Raw genomic sequence first — 20,189 nt, 5'->3', positions numbered from 1 at the left:
GCGCCGGCCCGATCCTCGTTCAAAGAACTGCTTATCTGCGTGGACGAGCAATTCCCCCTTAAGACCCGGCCGCAACTATGCCCGGTGACGGTGCCGCGAACGCCGAAGGCCGAATAGTGCTGCTGCAAGGCAATTCAGTCACGTTCTGGCACGACTGGCTGGAACTCGACCACCGCAGCCGTCGTGACTCGATGGGACTGTCGGACTCCAGCATCTAGCCAACAACGATCAGTCGCCTCGTCCCGCTAGTTGACGCACATCACCCAACGCCCTCTTCGGTCAGATTGCCGTAAGCCGGCGACGTTCTGCCGATGAAACTACGTCAGCGATTTCGCGCTGGATCAAAACTGGTATGTCGAAGGACTCGATATTCTGCGCGGCGAGCCACGTGATCGCTTCCTGCGCGCTCCAGCTGTCGCGTGTGACATATGCGCCAAGCGCGACTGTGGCAGTTCGAGACAGTCCCAAAGACATCAGAACAACTTCGCTCGCTCGGGATACACCTAGTTCCAGAAGCATTGCGTAGTCGGTCTTCCCAACCGGCGTGTGGATACCCCGTTCGCTCGCATAGACACCCAGAAGGTCCGTGTAACAAGAGAGGTATTTCGGCGCTTGGAAGCGGGCAATCGTCTCAATGTCGCTCATCACATCTCGAATCGCACGTGCGATGGGGATATTTGAATTGATTCTCTGATCGATAAGCCGCGCTAGCGGCATTCCGCGCATCCAATTTACGATGAGATTTGCGATCTGCCATTTCCGCCTGTCCTCTGCCCCTTGCGGGGTACCAAAGACGTTGGTCATGGTTGCGCCAAGGAGGACGAGGACTTCTTGAAATCTTGCCTTCGAATCGTGCTCTTCCGGCAGCGGAAGTTCCAGCTCGGACGGCTCCGTGTCGGCCGCACGAAAAGACTCCAAAAGACGTTCCATGTACGAGGGCGATATTCCGTTGTGGCGAGTAATCATCTCCAACGGGAAAGTCGCGGCTTCGAGTGCTCGATCGATTGCGGTCGACATCTCGTGACGTTCGCTCTCGAGGGTGATCCTGTCGAGCAATGGCTGTATATCCAATGACTGCGATCTGCGCTCGCAAAGGAACGAGAAGATGCTCTCCGAACGAGCATCGCTGACCACCCTCGGGCTTCTGACGAAATCAAGCAGTCCACTGGGGTCATCTAGGCCGTTGTCGACCGCCTTGGAGAGCGGAAATCGCTTGCGCGTTGCGGGAAGGTTCTCCCAGAGTTCCGGATCGTCCGTGTCGATGCAGACAACGTTGCCTTGGAACTCCTTGCCCCAGCGTCCCGCGCGACCAGCTAGGTTCCAGAAATCAGCTTCGGAGAGGGGCCGCCCGCGGCCCTTCTGCGGGTTCCGCATAAAGATGCTGCGACACGGCAGGTTGACACCCTCAAGGAGAGTTGATGTGCAGACCAAGTACTTGATCTTTCCGTCGGCGAAGAGACGCTCGATCTCGGTCCGAATGACAAGTGGCATGTTCCCATAATGAAAAGCGACTCGCTTCTCGAGGACGTCAGCGAGGAGGTATTTTGGGTGGACGGCGGTCTGGACGAGGTCACGGAGGTTTTGAATATCGTCGTCGTGGTCAGGCAACGGAAGCTGTTCGAAGAGCGCTTTTGACACCTTCTCGGCGTCATCAGCGCCGTTGACGTAAACGACATTGCCGGAGGTGTCCCCGGCCAAGGCGAACGCAACCAAAGCCAGCTTAAGTGGGACTGTCGTTGCACGTTGCGGCAGCACTATCTCACCGACTTCTGATGCGACTCCCTCTGAAACAAGCTTCACCGCGCGGCGGTCTGGCTTTCGCCGCACGCCTTCGACGCGAATGAGATTTTGGTTTACGGTGACTGTCTCCGATGTGAATGAAGCGACCCGAACGCCTGCAGGAGCTTGCTCGACGAGGATGCCTGGATTTGAGGAGAGAGGGCTTGCGAAAACGAGTTTGAGATCGGGGTTCTCGCGTGCTGCCCGCTCGATAGACCTCTGCAGGAGCACCCCACGGTCATTTCCACCCAGGGATTGGGCTTCGTCCACGAACATGACGTTCATATGAAGAGGCGCGTGCAACTCCTGGATCAAGTGCAGGCGCTCTTGAGTGAGGACCAAAATACGCTTGTTGGTCTTGTCGAATTCTGGATCCCACGGAAGCGTGAAGACACCCGTGCCCGGAGGGGATTCCCTGCGAAAGTCCCGCGAAACTTCCTCAATCAGCGCTCTGGTGGGCACCAGGTAGATGAGCGTAAAAGAGTCCCTCTCACGTGCGAAGTCCACGAACCGTTCGCGCACTATTCTCGACTTTCCGGCGGAGGTTGGAGCTGACACGCTCAACCAGTCGGAATGGTCAAGCTCACTCCAGAGTCTGTCCTGGAAGGGGTTCACCGGCAGGATCTCGCGGTCTGCAAGACGAATGGAATAGGCGATCCTGGAACGGACTACTTCCAGCTTCAAAGAGGTGGACGCGGCCGACCAGGCATCGGCAGGAACGAGTTTGCGGCGTTCCGCAAGGTCCACAGTCATGTGGTTGCCAACTCGCTCGAGCAAGACGGTCGCTGCGGACTTGTGTTCTGGCTCGGCCGTCTCGCTCAGGAGGCAGGCGATCACAACACGCAGGACTGCCGCCTGCGCGCGCTCCGAGCTAGTCGATGTCAGGGCGCTGGCCGCTAAGAGGGCAAAGCCCCAGTCGATAGTCTCCTGATCGGATGACCATTGAACGTCTTGAAACTCGTTTCGAAGGGTCAGAAGCCGGCAGGAGTCGAGTGTTGCCCTGAATGCGTCGGATGCGAAAACTGCGTCTTCCAGACTTCTAGTCATTCTTAACCCCTAACGCCTTAAGCACTTGCCCTCGCAGATCCTCGACGCTGGGTACGGGCAGGCAGTACAGGTCGACGCGAACGGCCTGCAGGCTGTGCTGCTCAACACGCGACTTGACCGTGTTCTGCCATCGAGTGACTGCGGCTCTCAACGTGGCGAGCTCCTCATCCTTCAGTAGTGGAACGTTGGGATAGCTCGAGCGGTCGAAGCCAACCAGACACACTCCATTCCAGCGAACGTTCAAACGCTTCGGATCCGAGGGGTCGAAATACTCCAGCAGGCGAGCTGCCAGCTCTACTTCGTCAACATTCAGGTGGTCTCGTACCAGCAGCAGGTCCCGCTTTCTGGCCTCGTCACCATCGGTCGCCAGGAAGGGGGCGATGCTTTCGAAACAGTCGCGAAAGGCTTCACTACTGTTTGAGTAGAGTTTGGATTCGCCCCAATAAACATCGAGGATGCCATCTCCAGCCAATGCGGCGTGTATGCCGTCTGAGCCGTGGACGTGCATCTGGGAATTGGTCTTGAGCGACATCTTGGAAAGGATCTGTGGCAGGCCCAGCAGCTGTTCCATAAGTAGGAACAACAAGAGCTCACCACCCTCGCCGGTTGTGTTAGCACGCACGAATAGTTCGCGGGTTTGGCTTGCGAGTTCTGCAAACGCTGTTGCCGAACCTGTACGTGCCTGCTCAGCCGCTGCAGCCTGAATGCGATCGCGAGGGATACAGAAGTCGATTGCAGCTGCTGCCATCGCCTCGGCGAGAAGTGTCACAGCGGGCGCGCCGTTGGCGTCGTGCGCAAGAAAGTGTGTGCTTACTGTCGTTGTCGTCCCATCGACCACCGCGACGTCTTCAAAGCGGGGAATGAAATGCGTAAACCGCGTTCCGTCTCCGCGGACCAGCGACTCGAGCCGCGGGAGGAAATCGTCTGCGTTCAACGGTTCATCCCACGAGCGCGCGTTGTGGCGAGCGTTCCGTTCCCCCGAGCGTGATTCACAGTTGGAAACTAGCAGGCGTCGCCTTTGCACATCGCATGACTCGCGCCGGAAGGTCGGCGCGCCGCTCCGCGGCCTCTTTGAGCAAATTGACCATCCAATCTGCCACCATGAAAGCGAGAAAGGAAGTACACGATGGTTGCTAAGCCCGTGAAGACGTCGACGCTCGAATGGCCCACCCGGCAAGCTGCTGAGGCCGACTGTCTGCGGATACTGCGCGGCGGCCGCTATCAGCCCGGCGACATAGTGGCCGATCCAAGCGACGTCGCCATCATCAGCGCCATTCTTTCGATCCATCCCCACGCTCGCGACAAGGTAGGGGCGGGTGTGGACCATTTCTCGGTGCGCACCATCGCCGGCGTCCCAGGTACCGAGGTATCTGAGGCGACGATTGGATTCTGGCTGACGCGGGTGGACGGGTCGGAAGTCGACTTCAGCTATGTCGAAGCCATATACCCCTCCGATCAGAAGCGACGGGTGACGTCGGCGCTTCGCGCAGAAGTAGACGACCTCCGCTTGTCGTATCGCCAGGCACGGTTTGAGGAAGCAGTAGTGGCGAGCGACCGCTCCGGGGCCCCATTCACAGAGCGCTCGGCGGCGGCGGTCATTTACGAGAATCCCTCCTTCTCGCAATTGGCATTTCGGTTTGCGGAGTCGGAAGGGGGATGGGACGACATCGAGGTGTTGTCGGGCGAGAGCAAAGCCTTCGTGGGAGACAGGCTCGCAAGCCCGAACGTTCGAGCGCGCTGGCGTCGCTTTTACTCCCGGTACGCGCGGCCGAAGCTGGTGACGAAGAGCGAGAGTTCGAAGCGTTCTCGGGTCGACGAGTCCGCCTGGCTCCCGGATTAGGGCTGCGACCGCGCCTCGGCGAATCGAAGCGCTCCGATCGGGACTTCCAGCGTTCGCGATGGCCCGGATCGAGCATTCAACCAGGCTTGTCGCTGGGCTAAATGGCCGGACAAAGACGCGGGAAAGGTGCTCGTCTCCGCGGCCGCCAGCTACAACGGCGACATCGTTTTTTGATGCTGCATGATTCGCGCGGAGCCGTCGGAGGAACTTGTTTCAAACTCACCAGATCAGGCAACGCGATTGATCTCAGCTGGTGCGTGAGGCCTTCTTCGCTGAAGCTCGCTCACCTTCGATGCGTCGCGTTATCTCGGCAAGGCTCGTGCTCGGAAGTGATGTGGTGCTGGCGGCTCGGTAGAAGACTCGAACACGCTCACCACGAGTACCCTCTCGCTTTGACTTGATGTCCCATCCAAAGTACCGAAGTTCCCGCATACGTTTCTGCCAGTCTTCCTGGTACTGCTTAGCCGAAGCCACAGCGGCCAGTAGCTCCGACGGTACCCATTCGCCCTGGAACGCGAGAAGAAGCATCGCGATCCGCCTATGAGGCTCGTCGTAGTTGATTGCGTCGCGAATCTCCTCGGCGAAACGGTCAAATTGCCCGTAATAGTCCTTCTTGCCGCTGTTGCAGTCTTCGCATAAGGGCTGGAGGTTCGAGATGTCATTGGACCCGTTCCACGCTTGTGGAATCACATGATCAACAACGAGTTTTACTCCATCGTGCTCAGCCGTCCTGCCGCATTTGTTACATCGCCCCGACTGCAACACTTCAAACCGAACGCGCCTATTTATGACGTGCGCGTTCGGATTGGTTCGGTCTGCCCACCCGAACAGTTTGTGCCGCGACTGGCCATCACCCAGCTTGACCACGCGAATGTCGAACTTCTTGTGCAGGTCGCGCTTTCGCCGATCGAGCTGCGCTGCCTCGCCGTCTCCCTCAGGGTCGATGGAATCGCCAAGACTGGCTTTGCGCTCGCGCACGTGCTTGCGAATTTCCTTCATTGTCGGCGGCAGCTCGCGCCGTTCGTACAGGAAGTTGTAGATCGTTCGATGGTCCCCCGTAACCCCGAGCGCGTCGAGTTCTTCGCTGTCGGGGAGGGGAAGCGGGCGCGGGTCGGTCACCTCCGAAACATATCGACGGCGCGCAGGATTACCAACTCGAACGTGATGGGGGTCAGGTCCCCCAGAGCGCTCCGTTGCTTTCGGCGAGGACGCGATCGTTAAGCCGCTCTGCAACCGAGCCGAGATCGTCTTCGAATAAATCCGCGTAAGTGTCGAGTGTCATCGCCGCGGACTTGTGCCCGAGCATGCGCTGAAGCGCCTTGACGTTGGCGCCGGCACTGACAGCCAGACTCGCAGCGGTGTGTTTGAGGTCGTGCGGCGTCATGTGCACTAGTCCGGCATTGCGCAGCGCGGTGAGCCACCAGGATTGCCGGTTCCAGGCAGTGTCTGGTCGCGCGAGGTAGCCTCCAGCGCGGGCGGGGAACACGAGGTCGCCGCCCTTCTTCCCATCGATGAGCGCCTCGAGGCGAGGGGCGAGGAACGCAGGGAAGGGTGCCGAGCGAGCCTCCCAGCTCTTCGGTGGTCCGACGTGGATCAGCCCGTCCACTTCAGTGGCGGTCTGATGGATGGCCAGACGGCAACGCACAAGGTCGATGTCGTTGACCGTGAGGGCGATGGCTTCACCCCACCGGATGCCGGTGTAGGCCAAAGTCAGTACGAGGACGCTGCGCTTGTCATCAGGTACAGCTCGCGCGAAGCGAAAGACCTCCTCGTTGGTCAGATACCGGCGACGCTTTTTGATCGCCTTGCGCGGGAGGTTGCTTACGCCACGTGCCGCGTTCGCGGGAATCCTCCCATCGCGCACTGCAACGTCAAGGATCCCAGCGAGTATCCCGACGGCGCGGAGGACCACGCCGGCCGAGCGTGGCTTGCCGGCGTTGCCTTCGCGGACCCGCACCGTTACGGCGTTGCCCTGGCTCAGCTCCCGGATCCACTTCTCGACTGCAGATGGCCGGATCGCGCCGATCGGAGTCGCTGCCCAGCGGGGCTCGACGTAGACGCGCCAGGCGATGCGGATTGGGGAGAAGCTTGAAGGCTTGAGGGCTTGCTCCTTGTTGGCGAGCCATTCTTCGGCGAGCTCACCGACAGTGATCTTGGATTGAGACGCCTCGAAGTAGGTCCCCTTCATCATCGCCACTTCGACCGTTGCGTTGTAAAGCTCCGCTTCGCGCTTGGTACGGAACCCGCGCTTCTCGCGCTGCTGATGCTCAGGGTCGCGCCAACGCACGCGGTAGCGGCGGCCTTTCGCCGACTCGTACGCGTCGATGCTTCCCACGGCCAGAACCTAACTCTCGCCACCGACGGGGTCGTGTCGCGGTGACAGGGGCGAACGGGTTGACCGGGTATCTGATGTTTGGTGCACTCTGGACTTGTGAGAGAGACGCCTGAACCGAGACCGCGTGGAGCCTCGGACGACGAAGCGGTCGAGCTGTGCCGGGCGTGGATGCGCTACCTCGGTGCCACAGACACGGTCGTGGCAAAGGGCGAATCGCGCCAGACCTGCGACCTGTACGCGTCCCGTTATCTCGGGTGGGTCGAGAACAGGCGAGGGAACCTTGGCTTGGAAGCAGTGGAGCGCGCCGCATTGGTTGTCGCGGCTGACGGGCGTCGGGGGCTGATCTTCATTCGCCACGGCGTGCTCCCGCAGGCGGTCGACAGAGCTGACAGCCTTGGTCTCGCCGTCTTCGGCTTCGATCCTGAAGGGGGCACTCTGAATGGAGTCAACTTGGTCGGCCGCGAGTGGTACGCGACGGGCCTGGCTGGGTAGGGGTTTCAGCCTGGTCACTTGAGTCCAACCGAGGTGCGTTGGGCGCCGCCCGCTGGGATGATCGGACCGGTGGGCGAATGGGCAGCCCGCCTGAGTTCGGTCTGCGCTGCGTCTCGCGACTTGTCCATGGTCTCTTCCAGCGTTTGGCGTTGCATCATCTCGACCAGCTGATACTTTGCGGAGGTCTCGGTCGGAGCAACTAGCACCGCTGCGTTGTCTGTTTTGCCGCGGGTGAGGCCGACGTACAGACCAGCTGCATCGACTCCGGGTCCCACGAGCGACCGGTCGGTCGTTTCACCTTGGACTCCGTAGACGGTCGTGGCGTAGGCGAGGTGAATATGCTCTCGGGCGTAAGCGAGGCTGACTTTCCGCAGGTCGGTCGTGTTGGTGCTCGCTGTGAGGATCACATGGTCGTCGCCGATCGCTTTTACGATCCAGTTCTGGCGGTTCTGCACGTCAGCGGCACTGTCGTTGCGCCGGGTCTGGACAACGTCACCGACGAAAATCGGCTGTCCAGATTGCCCGGAAAAGGCTTGGCCAGGGCGGATCGCCCCGTATTCGATCCGTCGACGTTGGATCGCTTCGTTGATCTCCTGCGCTTCGGCGTGTGTCGCGGTGACTAACGCGATCGTCTCGTGAAGGCGGGTGGCGTCGAACCATCCTTCGACCATCGCCTCGCGTGCGGCGACGTCGTTATCCGTCATTACGACATGATCTGTTCGCACGAGGTCCTCGGCGACCTCGCGCCTCTCGTCGTCGCCGTCTGGGTGGCGGAGTCGCAGCATGAGATCGGCCCAGAGTTGGTCGTTGAAGCGGTGGGTAGTTGTGAGCTCGACGCGCCGCGATGACCGATGCCAGAACAGCGCCATGGCGCCCGAGTGTCCGACCGGCAACGCCTGTCGCTGATCCCCGACGAGAGCGACTCCCGCGCCATTGTCATGCGCGACGTCAAGAAGCGCGGTCGCGGCCTCGAGGTCCAACATGCCGGCCTCATCGACGACTATGCGATCACCAGGATTGATGCGGGTTCGAGGTCCGCGATAGACGCCGCCTGGCGTCGAATCCACGTCGCCGATGGAGAGCCGCCGCCACACCGTTGCGCCAGACTCGGCAGTCGCCCAGCGCCATCCGAACTCGTGAAGAAGTTGGTGGAGGGACGCCGATGAACTCATCGTCTCGCGTCCCGCTATAGCGGAGGCCTTCTTGGTTGGCGCGACGATGATCATCTTGTGGCCGCGTCCGCGCAGGGCAGCGCCCGCGACTTTGAGCATTGTGGTCTTTCCGGTGCCGGCTGGACCGGAGATGACGACGTTGCGCGATGTGCCACCGATCGCGGCTGCACCAGCGAGTTGTCCGTCATCCAGCGAGTGATTGGGCTCCAGCGCCTGACCGATCGCAGCGACCTCATCCATGTCGAGAATCTGACCCGGTGCGGAGATCGCGTCGACATTTTGGGCGAGGGTGGCCTTGAGCATGGCTGTGGACACTGCCATGAGGTGCTTGACGTGCTTTGGGGCGTTAGGTTCGGAGATCAGTGTCACCGTGTGCGAGCGCGCCACAACGTCCTCAGCGAGCCTCACGAGCACGTCACGGTCAGCGACAACGCCCGTTGCCGAGATCGCTCGGAGCGCACCGGCCCGCACGTCCATCACGCTGAACCGGCCGCCGCTGCCGGTCGACCGGGCATCCGCATCTACAACGGCTTTGGCTGCCAACAACTCGAGGTCGAGATCCTGGACGGCGACGCTAGGCACCGGGACAGGTGAACGTGTGATGCCGATCGTCGGGTCGGCGGTACAGAGCTCTTCACGGATGAGCGCGGCCCATCCATCTTCGTTCAGCTCGCCGGGCTTACTGGGTCTGCCGACTGCCCACGCCCAGTGGTCGATTTGGTTGAGTACGTCGTGGGAAGGTTCCTGGCCCGGATGCTGCTGTTTCCACCAGACGGTACGCGTGACTTTGTTGGCTTCGATTTGCGCGGACCGCTTCGATAGCGGCCGGACCAGGTGCTGTAGTTGGGCGATCTCCCCGTCCTCATCGAGGGTGAAGCCTTTCGCGGCGAGAGCACTGATCCAGGCGGGGTCGGTGCGGGAGGCGAGATCGCCTTCGGCGTTGATCACGTTCTGGAACCGCAACGCGACACGGGTGTCGATGTTGGACCATTTGCCGTCCACGCCTTGGACTTTGACGTTCAGCCAGGGGTGGCGGTGCTTGTGGGGGTCCAACGACCGGGAGCGTTCGTGTCGAAGTTCGACGACCTCAATCCGGGCGAGGTCTTCGCGGATGGATCCGCCTCTACCGCGGCGGGCGTTGAGCTCGGACTGCCACAGCTTCACAATCCGGTCACGGAGTCGGTCTTGGAGGTCTTCATACGCGGCGGCCAACCCGGAGTCGAGCATGGCGGCGATCGAGAACGACTTCGGCGCGTTGATCGTCGCATCGAGAATCAGGTCGGCCACGGGAGACTCCAGGTCACGGCCGCGGCGCTCCCCTGTGAGCGGGTCGAGTCAGTCGACCCAGTCCTTCAGCTGGTTGCGGGTGAGGAGGTCGTCGCGGATAGCCCCGTTCTGAACGATGTACCGGGTCATCACGGCGTCGGCGTACCCAGCGGCGGCGATTACCCCGTCCGCGGTTTTGGCGGTGAGGGTCGCGTCGCAGGCACCGCTGAAGGCGTAGTTGACCGCTTGTTTGACGCCGTGGGACTGTTGTCCTCGTTTCCATCTAGCTATTCCGCCTCGCACCTGCACTCACCTCCTTCACACCTGGTCAAAGGCCTCCTGAAATGGACGGTCTTGTCTCTTGTCCGGAAACACTCCTTCACTTACTACTTCCGGTTCGGCGGTTGTTTTGGCGCGCAGCTGGCGCGCACCGGCGCTCCTTCCCGGAATCGCTCACCTTCTCCACGGATCCGACCATCGCAGGCCGGTGCGTGTGTTCCGTTGTTCGAGCGGAAGAGCGGCCCCCACTCATACATTTGCAATCTGCGGCGATTTCGGCGCGCACGGGGCGCGCACACCCGCATGCACCGCCACTCCGGCGGCTCCCCACTCGGCCAACGGCCAGGCTGCCGGCGAGCTGCGCCGCGGTATCGACCAGAAACGGATGCCCTCACACCTACACGTTGTGTTTTCGAGACGGTTTTGACGCGCCAATCACAAAGTTCTTGGAATCGGCTTCGGCGCCGATGACTAGGTCGGCTAGCGCCGCGCCGTCTGCAGGTCGGGCTCTTCGAGCGTGAGTCGCGTGAAGTTGACGAACGGCGCGCACGCCGTCTCCGCGGTGAGCGCCGCAAGCCACCCGATCGGAGTGGACGGGTCGGCGGCGACCGCCCACCCGCCCATCACGTAGTGGCTGACGGTTTCCAAACACTCCTGCTTCTCTGCTGCAGTCGGGTTACGAGACCCGACCACGCCGATGAGTCCGCCTTGCAGTTCCCGGGCCATGTTGCTGGTGTCGATGATGAATACCCGCATCTCGCTCACTCCCTCAGAGGTCGATCGTTTTTGAGTGCCTTTCCGGCGGGTGATCGAGAGCGAGTGGGAGGTGCGCAGTGCCGGGACCGTGGAGTACCGGGGAGCGCAGCGGAGGAGGATACGCCGCGAAAGCCCGGCACGGAGCACCGGGAGGGAGCTACGATCGGGCGACGGAAAGACAGCGAAAATCGCGGTAACGCAGCGCCGCTTGCGGTGTCCTCGGTCAATGCCCGGGGCCGATCTTGGATTTGGTCTCGACGGCGAACCGATCGACTGCGAACGCGCGCGACATCGCGGAAACCAGGTTGACGCGGGACACGTGCGAACCTGCGCAGTGCGGGCACTTTCACTTAAGTGCCTACGTGCATTGGCTTTCTTTCGGTCTATCCCGTGTTGCTCCCTTGTCTCCGCTCGTTCGTTTGTCTTTGCTCCGCCCTTATTCTTCCTTCCGCCATTCCTGTCTCCTTGGCCATCCCGGGTCCTATCTCCTTGCATCCTTTCGCCTCCCAATTTCGTTCGCCGTCGCTTGTGTGCGAGCAGGCCTCCGACCCCCGGGCGTCGGCCCCCGTCGAGTGAGCAGGTGAACTGAACCGAAGGTCGGAGACCTTGGGCCTTCATGGCGTCGACGGGACTGTCGCGCCGCCTTCTGATCGAGCCGATATTCGAGGGCTTCAGGCCAACCGCCGCGTGCCTTGCGCCGGCACACAAACGGAGACGGCAGCCCCAGTTTTGGGGCGGACTGAGCGCTTCGCATCGCGACGGGCGCCACTATCGTGAGTTGGAACTAAGACAGTAGGAGCAGGGCCCGAAATGGCGCGATCGTTCGAGGACTGGCAGCGCCTGCTCGCTGACGCGTACTTCGTTGGTCATGCGGGGCCGACGATTTTCTTCGTCGGAGACGACGAACTCGTCCGCCTCTGCCCCGGAACCAGAGATGCGGCAGCCGACCTCGCACGAGCCGTTGAAGCCTCGATCTCCCTGCGGTCCGGAAGGACCATGTTCAGGCCGCTTCTGCACGGTTATCAGCGGTGGCTTCGAAGCGGACGAGAATCCCCACCGCCAGTTCTGCCACTGTTGGCGATTACGGTCCTAGCCGCCACCCGTATGCATTCGGACTCCCAAGCCCGAGCAACCAACTACTACCTTCGCCTAGCTCAAGCCATCCTCCCGAATGCCGCAGAAGCGAGCGTCACCTCTTTGCGTGACGATCTTCGAGAGGGGGGAGCGTATCTCGACATCGTCGAGATGTGGAAGGGACTCGACGAGTGGATCAGAAGCAAGGGCACCGGCGCTTCCACAATTCGCGGAGACTACAGGCTAGGACGTATCGGTTACGCGCTGTCGCAAGCGCTTGTCAGGACGCAAGATCGAATCCTCCTGACCCGTTTCTTCAACGCTCTCGGATATCCTCCCGGCGACGCGCCGGACGCCGCAGTGATTGTGAGAGCGTTGGATGTGTGGACTGCTGGACCTCACAACAAGCCAAGCGAGACGTTTCGGCGCGCGCTTCTGGACTCTGACTTACGTCCCCTACTTGCAGAGGTACTTCTGACCCTCGCTCAGAGCTGGGACGGCCAGGTGCTCACTAGCGACGGCAAGCGTCGTATTGCAGTTCATCTGGGGCTAGACATCGAGGCTTGGACCGCGAAGTGGTTGTTTGCGGTGCCCGCAGACACTCCGGGGACTATCCAGTGCTCGCCTCCGGGCGGCCAACTTACGACTCTAAGAGCGATTGAGGGCCGGGACTACTACTCATCGAATGATGCTCCGGAAGTGTCGGCCGAAACCGTAAGATCGGGTCTCCGCCTGAGGGGCGAAGCCTATACGGCGGAGTTCCCTCCTTCTCCAGTCGTGTTCCTAACTCCAGACCCGCAGACAGGTGGGTGGTCGTCTACCGCTGGCCTAGTACCTTACGAAGATCACCTCGTTGCGATCGCCTCTGAGTATGTCCATGACTTCCAAGAGGTCCTTCGGGAGGCGGCGGCGGAGGGTTGGTCGTTGATTCCCCAGCGCGGGAGCGTCCTTCTTCCGGGGTTCGCCCTGTTTCGCGATGTGCGCTTCGTTAACGGGTCGGCACTGCATGCGGCGCTTTCGCGTCTGCCCACACTTCGGCGCATCGGCGTTTCCCCGGAGATCATTCCTCGCGCGCGGCTCGTGGGCGGTCTTCCGCTTGCTACAAGACTGTCCCGGAGCTGCTACTTAGTCGGCGGGGAGCCAGACCTGCTCGTCCCAGCGGATCCCCAACTAGGTAAGGCGATCGTCGGACTCGATGGGCTGCACGAGAAACTTCAAGCTAACGGCTTCCCGTTGGAGTTGCGTCGATTCGTGGGGGAAGCTGGCTACCACGAAATAGACGCGGATGGACAACGCCTCGAATTCACTTCAGTTGAAGAGGACCCTGATCCGAGTCTGCCGCCGGGAGTCGGAAGCATTGGTTGGGACGCTGAAGGGCGGCTGGTCCGGTCCGGAGGTCGACCACTGGTGTGCGGCGCGCTCGTCGGCATGGATACGACCGAGAGCGCTGTGGTGCTTGCACGCCGTGGCAGAGATGAAACATGGCTGCTGTGCGACGGTGGGGCCACCCAACAAATTAAAGAGCCGCCTAACTCCGCGCTATTGTCCCTGATGAACCTTCACTCGCCATGGTTCGAAGTCCTCGTGCAGCCCGGAGCGCTGTGGTTGGCTCAGCGACGCGGCGACGCCTGGATTCTGTGCGCTCTAGACGACATGAACGGAATCAACTATCAACTTTCGGTCGACGTGGTAGCAGCCTGGAAGCGCGCCTGCGCAGACGCAAACGGCATGAGCCTCTGGCGCGCGCAGCTTGCGCTGGCGGGAGCAGCCGCATGATCGGCGATCTGCTCCTGACTTGGATGAGCGAGATCGGTTCCGGGACAACCTCGAATCTCCGTCACAAAGCCGAGTGGCTTGCGCGGACCGAGAACCGAAGTGTTAGTAGGGAAGCGACGGGGCGCTGGCTGCGCGACCTCTCATCGCTAGGGCACTGCGAAGTGGATTGGACGAACGGGGTTTGGGCCATTTCGCCTGCGGCGATCGTCCGTCTTCCTAATGCTGACGGCACCGCCATCCTGACGGGAGCACGGAGGCCGCGGCTCATGCGAACGATCGAGACCGCTGGGACCTATTTTGAGCAATTCGAGCGCCACCAAGGGCCTACGGAAGTGCCGATGCCGACGACGATCCTGTTCCCGGTTGAATCCAACAACGACCTAGAGCGAACCGCCAAAGGGATCGGGGTGCCATATGCGGGCTGCGCCTCGTCCGAGCTCGCTCGGATGTTGCCTTCGTCCACCACGGACACGGTATCGGCTCCGCCCGCCTACGATGCGGTTGTTGAACAACTTGTGGAACTTAGCCCGCGTAGATGGTCCAGAAGGTCTGCCCGTTCCTCCCTCCACGACGGTCTGTTCCGTGAGCAGAGCGAGGGTCGATGGATGTATACATTTCATCGAGGAGCGGTCTGGTACGCATGCGATCTTGCTTCTGGCTATTTTGCGGAGCTCGAGAGGCTGCGCCATAGCGTCCTTCGGTGGGAGCCGGCGAGTGGCTCTCCAACAACTGGAAACTTGTTTGTCAACTTCGGGGCGCCACTGCCCCCACTGCAGTCGCGCGCCCTCGCGCTCTGCAGCGGTTTAGCTCCAACCAGCGATGCGACGGCAAGGACGTCGGTCTATGTCAACGTGCCCTTGGAGACTGCTACACGAGTAGCCGCATCGCTAAGGCAATCTCTCATCACAGCTTCTTGATCATTGAAAGTCGGACGCCGATGTCAAACGCCAGCAGTCGCCTCGATGCCATTCGGACATTCGAGCATCTTCGGGATGCATATTTCCGTTACTACGACACGCCATTCGGATTGGCGGACCAGCGACTCCAAGAGGAGCGTCGGGCTCTGCTCGACCGGGACGGGGGAGTATATCGGCAGCCGTTACTGGAGTTGCGGCCGGAGTACGCGACCACCGGTAGGACGCTTGGCGAATCTGTCGCTGCGGCCGGCGCGGACCCTGACCTGGCAAAGTTTGCGGAGATTGGTCTACTAACGGGAGTCCACTCTCTCTATGAGCACCAAGAGCAAGCGTTGGCCGCCGGCGTTGAGCGCGGCCGGAATATGGTGATCACCGCCGGTACGGGATCGGGAAAGACAGAGTCATTCCTGTTGCCTGTTCTGTCGACGATGCTCGGCGAGTCCCGAGCTTGGACCGGCAGAGGTGCCGTACAAACCGATTGGTGGACGGCCGACAAAGGCACATTTCAGTCGCAGCGTGTAGGCGAGGTCGGCCGCGAGGCCGCCGTCAGGACGATAGTCCTCTATCCGATGAATGCACTTGTCGACGATCAGCTGATTCGACTTCGCCGAGCTCTCGACAACGACGCGGTTCGCTCTTGGCTCGACACCAATCGGAACGGTCACCGCTTTTACTTCGGGCGATACACGGGATCAACTCCCGTCACCGGCGGCCGAGCCAATGGCCAAGCGCAGTCCGAGCTCCGGCGGTACCTTCGCGAGACTAGTCAGCGCGGAGCGCGAGCGCGCGAGGTGGCGGAATTGAAGAACGATGACGATCTTCAATACTTCGTGCCCCGCCTCGATGGTGCGGAGATGCGTTCGCGATGGGACATGATCGATTCACCCCCGGACGTTCTAATCACGAACTACTCGATGCTGAACGTGATGTTGCTTCGTGAACGTGATGGTCACTTCTTCGATTCGACTCGGAAGTGGCTCGACAATCCGGAGAACCGGTTCACCCTGGTGGTCGACGAACTTCACACCTACCGTGGAACGGCTGGCACAGAGGTTGCCTACCTCCTCCGCACCCTGAAGCGACGCCTGGGTCTCGAGTCCCGACCAGATCAGTTCCGCGTGCTTGCTGCATCGGCTTCGTTGGATCCGGCTCGTGACGCCACTTACCTAAATGAGTTCTTCGACACTGATCGCGGGACGTTCATTTTCATAAGCGGCACAAGCGTGGCGCCCGCCGAATATCAGGTTCCGTCCTCCGTGGACCCCGCGAAGATCGCCACCGCAGATCCAAAAACTGCGGCGAACGTAGCACGAGACGCAGGCGTCGTGAGCGCGCTGCGCGGCGTCTTGCACGGCGACGGCGCCGGTGGCGCGAAGACCCTAGGCGAAACTTCAGAGATACTGTTTCCGGGTGCACGGGAAGTGGGCGCCTCAGCGATTGCGAACGTTCTGGCTGGGTTGGGAGAGGATCCTCGACCAGGCGACCCGAGATTGCGCGCGCATTTGTTCTTCCGCAACGTCGTTGGCATGTGGGCATGTTCGGATCCCGATTGCTCTGCAATCGACCGCCCTCACGCCGGGCGAACAGTTGGAAAACTATACGCTGAGCCGACCACCCGTTGCACATGCGGTGCGCGCGTGCTCGAGCTCCTCTATTGCCAGAATTGCGGTGACGTATTCCTAGGCGGGTTCGCGCCCGAAGGTCAGCTTCAGAAGCCATCAGTCAGCACAGTGCTTCTCGCAGACGTACCTGAACTGGCGAAGCTTCCGGACCAGGTGAGCCTTCAGCGAACCGCAGACAACTATGTGGTCTATTGGCCTCACGCTGACAGCGCGCTAGTCAGCCTGGATTCGCCCGCGTGGACGCGCGATACGAACGCCGTTTCGTACGCCTTCCGGAGAAGTCGGCTCAATCCTCTGTCCGGAGAGTTGACCAACATGGCAGAAGGTTTCACTGGCTGGAGCTTCCACGCGCGCATCGCTAAAGACCCAAAGACCGGGGCCTTGCGCCGAACGCCCGAATCGGTAAGCCCATTTCCCACGCAGTGCCCGAACTGCGGCGACGATTGGGAGATCCAGTTTGGTCGCAATGGCAGGCTCCCAGCAACCGACCCCGCGACGCAGCGTTCGCCGATCCGTCAGATGCGCACCGGTTTCGAGAAGATCAATCAGGTTCTCACGACCGAACTCGCGAACGACCTAGGCGACGCGGAACGCAAACTGATCGTTTTCACGGACAGCCGGCAAGACGCCGCCAAGCTTTCGGCGGGCCTGGGGCTGCGGCATTATCAGGACCTCCTGCGCCAGTTGCTCTATTTGCGGCTAGTTGATGCGGCGAACACCGCCGGGGACCTAGACCTCGCCAGGGCCCACGTGAAGTACGCACAGAGGACCCCAGAGTCGTTTGCGGCTCTCAAGAGGCTGGCGGAACGAAACGCTTCGGCACTTGCCGAGCTTCGCGACGTGTGGGAGGGTGCTCCGGACAGCACCACGGCCGATGAGTCTCGCCTTGAAGCTTCTCTCTCTGCACCTCCCTCTCTGCGGGAGTTAGCGTCGCAGGTATCCAACGACCTCCTTCGCATGGGTATCAATCCAGGTGGACCTCACGCGAGCTTGCAACAGTCCCGGGAAAAGGAACCAGTTCGTTGGTCCGAGCTGTATGACTGGAATTCACCATCCCTCAGTCCAAAGGGCGGACTCACAGACCCTCAGAAATCCCTCCTTCAAGACATCAGCCAATCCCTCGAGGAAGAGCTCTTGCAGGGTCTATTCTCCGGCGGCGGCAGAGACTTCGAGTCGTTGGGATTGGGATGGCTTGCCCTTTCGACTGATTCAGGCCCCGCCGATCGTCCGGCCAACGAGGCGACCGGGCAGTCGCGTGCGGCACTCCGGATCCTCGCGGACCAACGTAGGTTCTTTCGTCTCCGAAGTAAGCGACTCGATCCAACGCCGAAATTACGAAAGTATTGGAGCGCTGTCGCGTCGGCTGACGGATCCAGCAGCGACGCTATCCGGGATGACGTCTTAGAGAAGGCGGGCGCGGCGATCGTCGAGTACCTGATCGACCCTGCGCTCGTGGTACTTAGGCCCGGCGAAGGGCGCGCATGGGTGTGCGTGCGGTGTAGCCGCCAGAGTTTGAGCACTGGAAACGGATATTGCACGAAGTGTGGAAGTCGGCTGCCCCAGGACTCAGTCCCCGTTGATGTGTCCCAGGATTATTACGCGTGGAAGGCAACAAGGGCCGATGGGATGTTCCGGCTCAACACTGCGGAGCTGACAGGCCAAACGGACCGAGTGGATGCTCAGTCTCGTCAGTCGAGATTCCAGGACGTGTTCCTTGGGGCGAGCGAGAATGAGTTGACGGACGGCGTTGATCTTCTGTCAGTCACCACCACGATGGAAGCCGGGGTCGATATCGGAGCACTATCCGCCGTCGTCCTGGGAAACATGCCTCCTACGCGGTTCAATTACCAGCAGCGAGTCGGGCGAGCTGGCCGTCGCAATTCACCGGTCGCGATTGCGCTCACCGTATGCCGAGGCCGGAGCCACGATGAGTACTATTTCGAACGGCCAGATCGGATCACGAACGAACCGACGCCCAAGCCTTACCTCGCTCTCAACCGCAGAGAGATCTTCGCTCGATCGCTTCGGAGCGAGGTCCTCCGCCAAGCCTTTGCTGAAGTGATCTCTACAGACGCAGGAGACGACCCTAGTTCGAACGTCCACGGCGCCTTTGGAAAGACCGCGTTTTGGCAGTCGCATCTCAGGCCGCGCCTAAACACGTGGCTACGCGAGAATGGCGAAGCCGTCTCCGCCACAGCTCGGTCTCTGGCGAGTGGGACGTCTTTCGAAGGAAGTATCGACGACGAGGTGAGGTCATTGTCGAAGTCGCTCGTGAGCGAAATCGACGAGGTGGTGGCGTCAAACAGGCACGAAGATCTCAGCCAACTGCTCGCCGAAAAGGGACTCCTGCCCATGTTCGGGTTCCCGACATCAGTGCGCTACCTCTACTTGAAGCGACCGAGCAGGTCCTACCCTTGGCCGCCGCGGGACGTTATCGACCGCGACTTGAGCATGGCGGTAAGCCAGTTCGCTCCTATGAGTGAAGTTGTCCGTGATGGTCGGGTTTATCCGGTTGTCGGGATCACATCGTTCAGCCCCGGAGGCTCCCAACCTCAGCCGCATCCGCAGCCCCTTGGCACTGAAACGTTGCTTGCGGTTTGCCGTTCGTGCTCGTATCTCGGCGATCGCGGCGGAACTGCGTTTTCGACCGAAACATGCCCTAGGTGCGGCGCCGGGCCAAGCTTCTATTCGACCGTCCCTCTGCGGGAGCCGCTCGGGTTCAGGAGTGCCCCGGGCGCGGATTTCGAGGGGAGCTTCTCGTGGAGTCCTCGCGCTATGGCGGCGCGGGCAATGACCGACATGAATGTTCTCCACCTCGAGGAATCGAAAGGCGCCCGGATCTACTCTGGGCCGGGCTCACGTTACGTTATCAACGACAACGGTGGACGACTGTTCTCGCTTCAGGCCTCAGCGAGGAGTGCTCCGGAGTGGGGCGGGTTCGTGTCGACTCGGGCCATCGAGGCTGGAATCGTTTCGAGATCTGCTGTCGGCGATGACGATCCAATCGACGTCGCCCTCGGAGCGGTGCAGCACACGGACTTTCTTTTTGCGACTTCTGCTGCTCCGACTGATAGTGCCGCTGGGCTTCGGCTCAATCTGGTGGCTGGCAAGCGGCAACCTTATGGCGCCGTCGACGCCACAGAAAGCCGCCGGGCCGCATGGTATTCACTGGCATTTCTCCTACGGACGGTAGCTTCGGCGGCGCTTGACATTCAGCCTCTGGAGCTCAGTGCAGGTATCTATTCGGGGCTGGTTGATGGTTCCCCATCGACCTTTGCATTCTTAGCTGACACGCTTGAGAATGGCGCGGGATTCAGCACACATCTAGGATCACCAGAATTCCTGCCGACATTCCTAGACTCCGTTCGCCGCTACCTCCGTGATCTCGAAGACCCATCTCACGCGGACCATTGCAATAGTTCGTGCTACCGCTGCTTGCGTGACTACGGAAATATGGCGTACCACGCGCTTCTTGACTGGCGGCTGGCGCGAGACTTGTTTGGTCTTCTAGAGGGAGAACCGCTCACAATTCGAGAGGACTTCGACCGGACGGCTATCGAGCGGTGGGCCAGCGCATATGGCGCTACCCCGATCGCATCCGCCGTACCGGCGGCGCTTTACGGTCACCCTAGTCAAGGTACGTTCGTTGTCATTGTCCGTCACGCTTTCGAGGCCGCTGAGGAGACCTTAATTGCTCCTCGGCTCGCAGAGGCGATGGCCGAGGTCGAAGGCAGCGAAGCGGGTCTATCCGGAATCGTCTTCGTCGACGCGTTCACGCTCGATCGTGACCCGCGCCGCGTTCTCGGGCTCATCGCGGATTCTGCGGGGTAACTG

General features: G+C 61.0%; 11 protein-coding genes and 1 pseudogene. 4 read left to right on the top strand and 8 right to left on the bottom strand.

Annotated elements, in window-relative coordinates:
• Window positions 1–279: 279 nt before the first annotated feature.
• The gene (locus tag HF024_RS13500) at window positions 280–2,826 is read right to left on the bottom strand and encodes a DEAD/DEAH box helicase (protein WP_168689886.1); all 2,547 of its coding nucleotides are present in this window, start codon (window positions 2,824–2,826) and stop codon (window positions 280–282) included.
• The gene (locus HF024_RS13495; protein ID WP_168689885.1) at window positions 2,819–3,760 is read right to left on the bottom strand and encodes a DUF1837 domain-containing protein; all 942 of its coding nucleotides are present in this window, start codon (window positions 3,758–3,760) and stop codon (window positions 2,819–2,821) included. Before HF024_RS13495 ends, HF024_RS13500 begins: the two co-directional genes overlap by 8 nt.
• 192 nt (window positions 3,761–3,952) lie before the next feature.
• Between HF024_RS13495 and HF024_RS13490 the strand changes: the two genes are divergently transcribed.
• A complete protein-coding gene (locus HF024_RS13490; RefSeq protein WP_168689884.1) occupies window positions 3,953–4,666 on the top strand; it encodes a DCL family protein in 714 nt (237 codons plus the stop codon).
• 246 nt (window positions 4,667–4,912) lie between these two features.
• Here HF024_RS13490 and HF024_RS13485 read toward each other — a convergent pair whose 3' ends face one another.
• Entirely contained in the window at window positions 4,913–5,785 is an 873-nt protein-coding gene (locus HF024_RS13485; protein WP_168689883.1) for an HNH endonuclease signature motif containing protein, read from the bottom strand.
• Window positions 5,786–5,837: 52 nt separating this feature from the next.
• Window positions 5,838–7,001, bottom strand: coding sequence for a tyrosine-type recombinase/integrase (locus tag HF024_RS13480; RefSeq protein WP_168689882.1), 1,164 nt, complete (start codon window positions 6,999–7,001; stop codon window positions 5,838–5,840).
• Between the two features lie 198 nt (window positions 7,002–7,199).
• On the opposite strand from HF024_RS13480, the gene HF024_RS13475 reads away from it, so the two are divergent.
• Window positions 7,200–7,493 (top strand): hypothetical protein, encoded by a 294-nt coding sequence (locus HF024_RS13475; RefSeq protein ID WP_168689881.1) that lies wholly within the window; start codon window positions 7,200–7,202, stop codon window positions 7,491–7,493.
• A gap of 14 nt (window positions 7,494–7,507) precedes the next feature.
• On the opposite strand, the gene HF024_RS20045 is transcribed toward HF024_RS13475, so the two are convergent.
• From HF024_RS20045 to HF024_RS13460, 4 genes and pseudogenes are all read right to left on the bottom strand, one after another.
• Window positions 7,508–8,905, bottom strand: a complete 1,398-nt coding sequence (locus tag HF024_RS20045; protein WP_348770485.1) for an AAA family ATPase — start codon at window positions 8,903–8,905, stop codon at window positions 7,508–7,510.
• A 417-nt stretch (window positions 8,906–9,322) separates the two neighbouring features.
• A pseudogene (locus tag HF024_RS20040) lies at window positions 9,323–9,985 on the bottom strand (relaxase domain-containing protein); the annotation flags it as partial.
• Window positions 9,986–10,000: 15 nt separating this feature from the next.
• Window positions 10,001–10,240: a hypothetical protein gene (locus tag HF024_RS13465; RefSeq protein WP_168689879.1), complete on the bottom strand. Its 240-nt coding sequence runs from the start codon at window positions 10,238–10,240 to the stop codon at window positions 10,001–10,003.
• A 450-nt stretch (window positions 10,241–10,690) separates the two neighbouring features.
• A complete protein-coding gene (locus HF024_RS13460) occupies window positions 10,691–10,966 on the bottom strand; it encodes a hypothetical protein (protein ID WP_168689878.1) in 276 nt (91 codons plus the stop codon).
• 810 nt (window positions 10,967–11,776) lie between these two features.
• Between HF024_RS13460 and HF024_RS13455 the strand changes: the two genes are divergently transcribed.
• Together HF024_RS13455 and HF024_RS13450 are read left to right on the top strand one after the other, a co-directional pair.
• Window positions 11,777–13,816, top strand: a complete 2,040-nt coding sequence (locus HF024_RS13455) for a hypothetical protein (RefSeq protein ID WP_168689877.1) — start codon at window positions 11,777–11,779, stop codon at window positions 13,814–13,816.
• Between the two features lie 937 nt (window positions 13,817–14,753).
• Window positions 14,754–20,186, top strand: coding sequence for a DEAD/DEAH box helicase (locus HF024_RS13450; protein WP_168689876.1), 5,433 nt, complete (start codon window positions 14,754–14,756; stop codon window positions 20,184–20,186).
• Window positions 20,187–20,189 lie beyond the last annotated feature (3 nt).

Origin of the sequence: Leifsonia sp. PS1209 (genome assembly GCF_012317045.1) — a bacterium.
Taxonomy (GTDB): domain Bacteria; phylum Actinomycetota; class Actinomycetes; order Actinomycetales; family Microbacteriaceae; genus Leifsonia.
The sequence above is the reverse complement of the archived record's forward strand: the minus strand, read 5'-3'. Positions and strand labels throughout refer to the sequence as shown.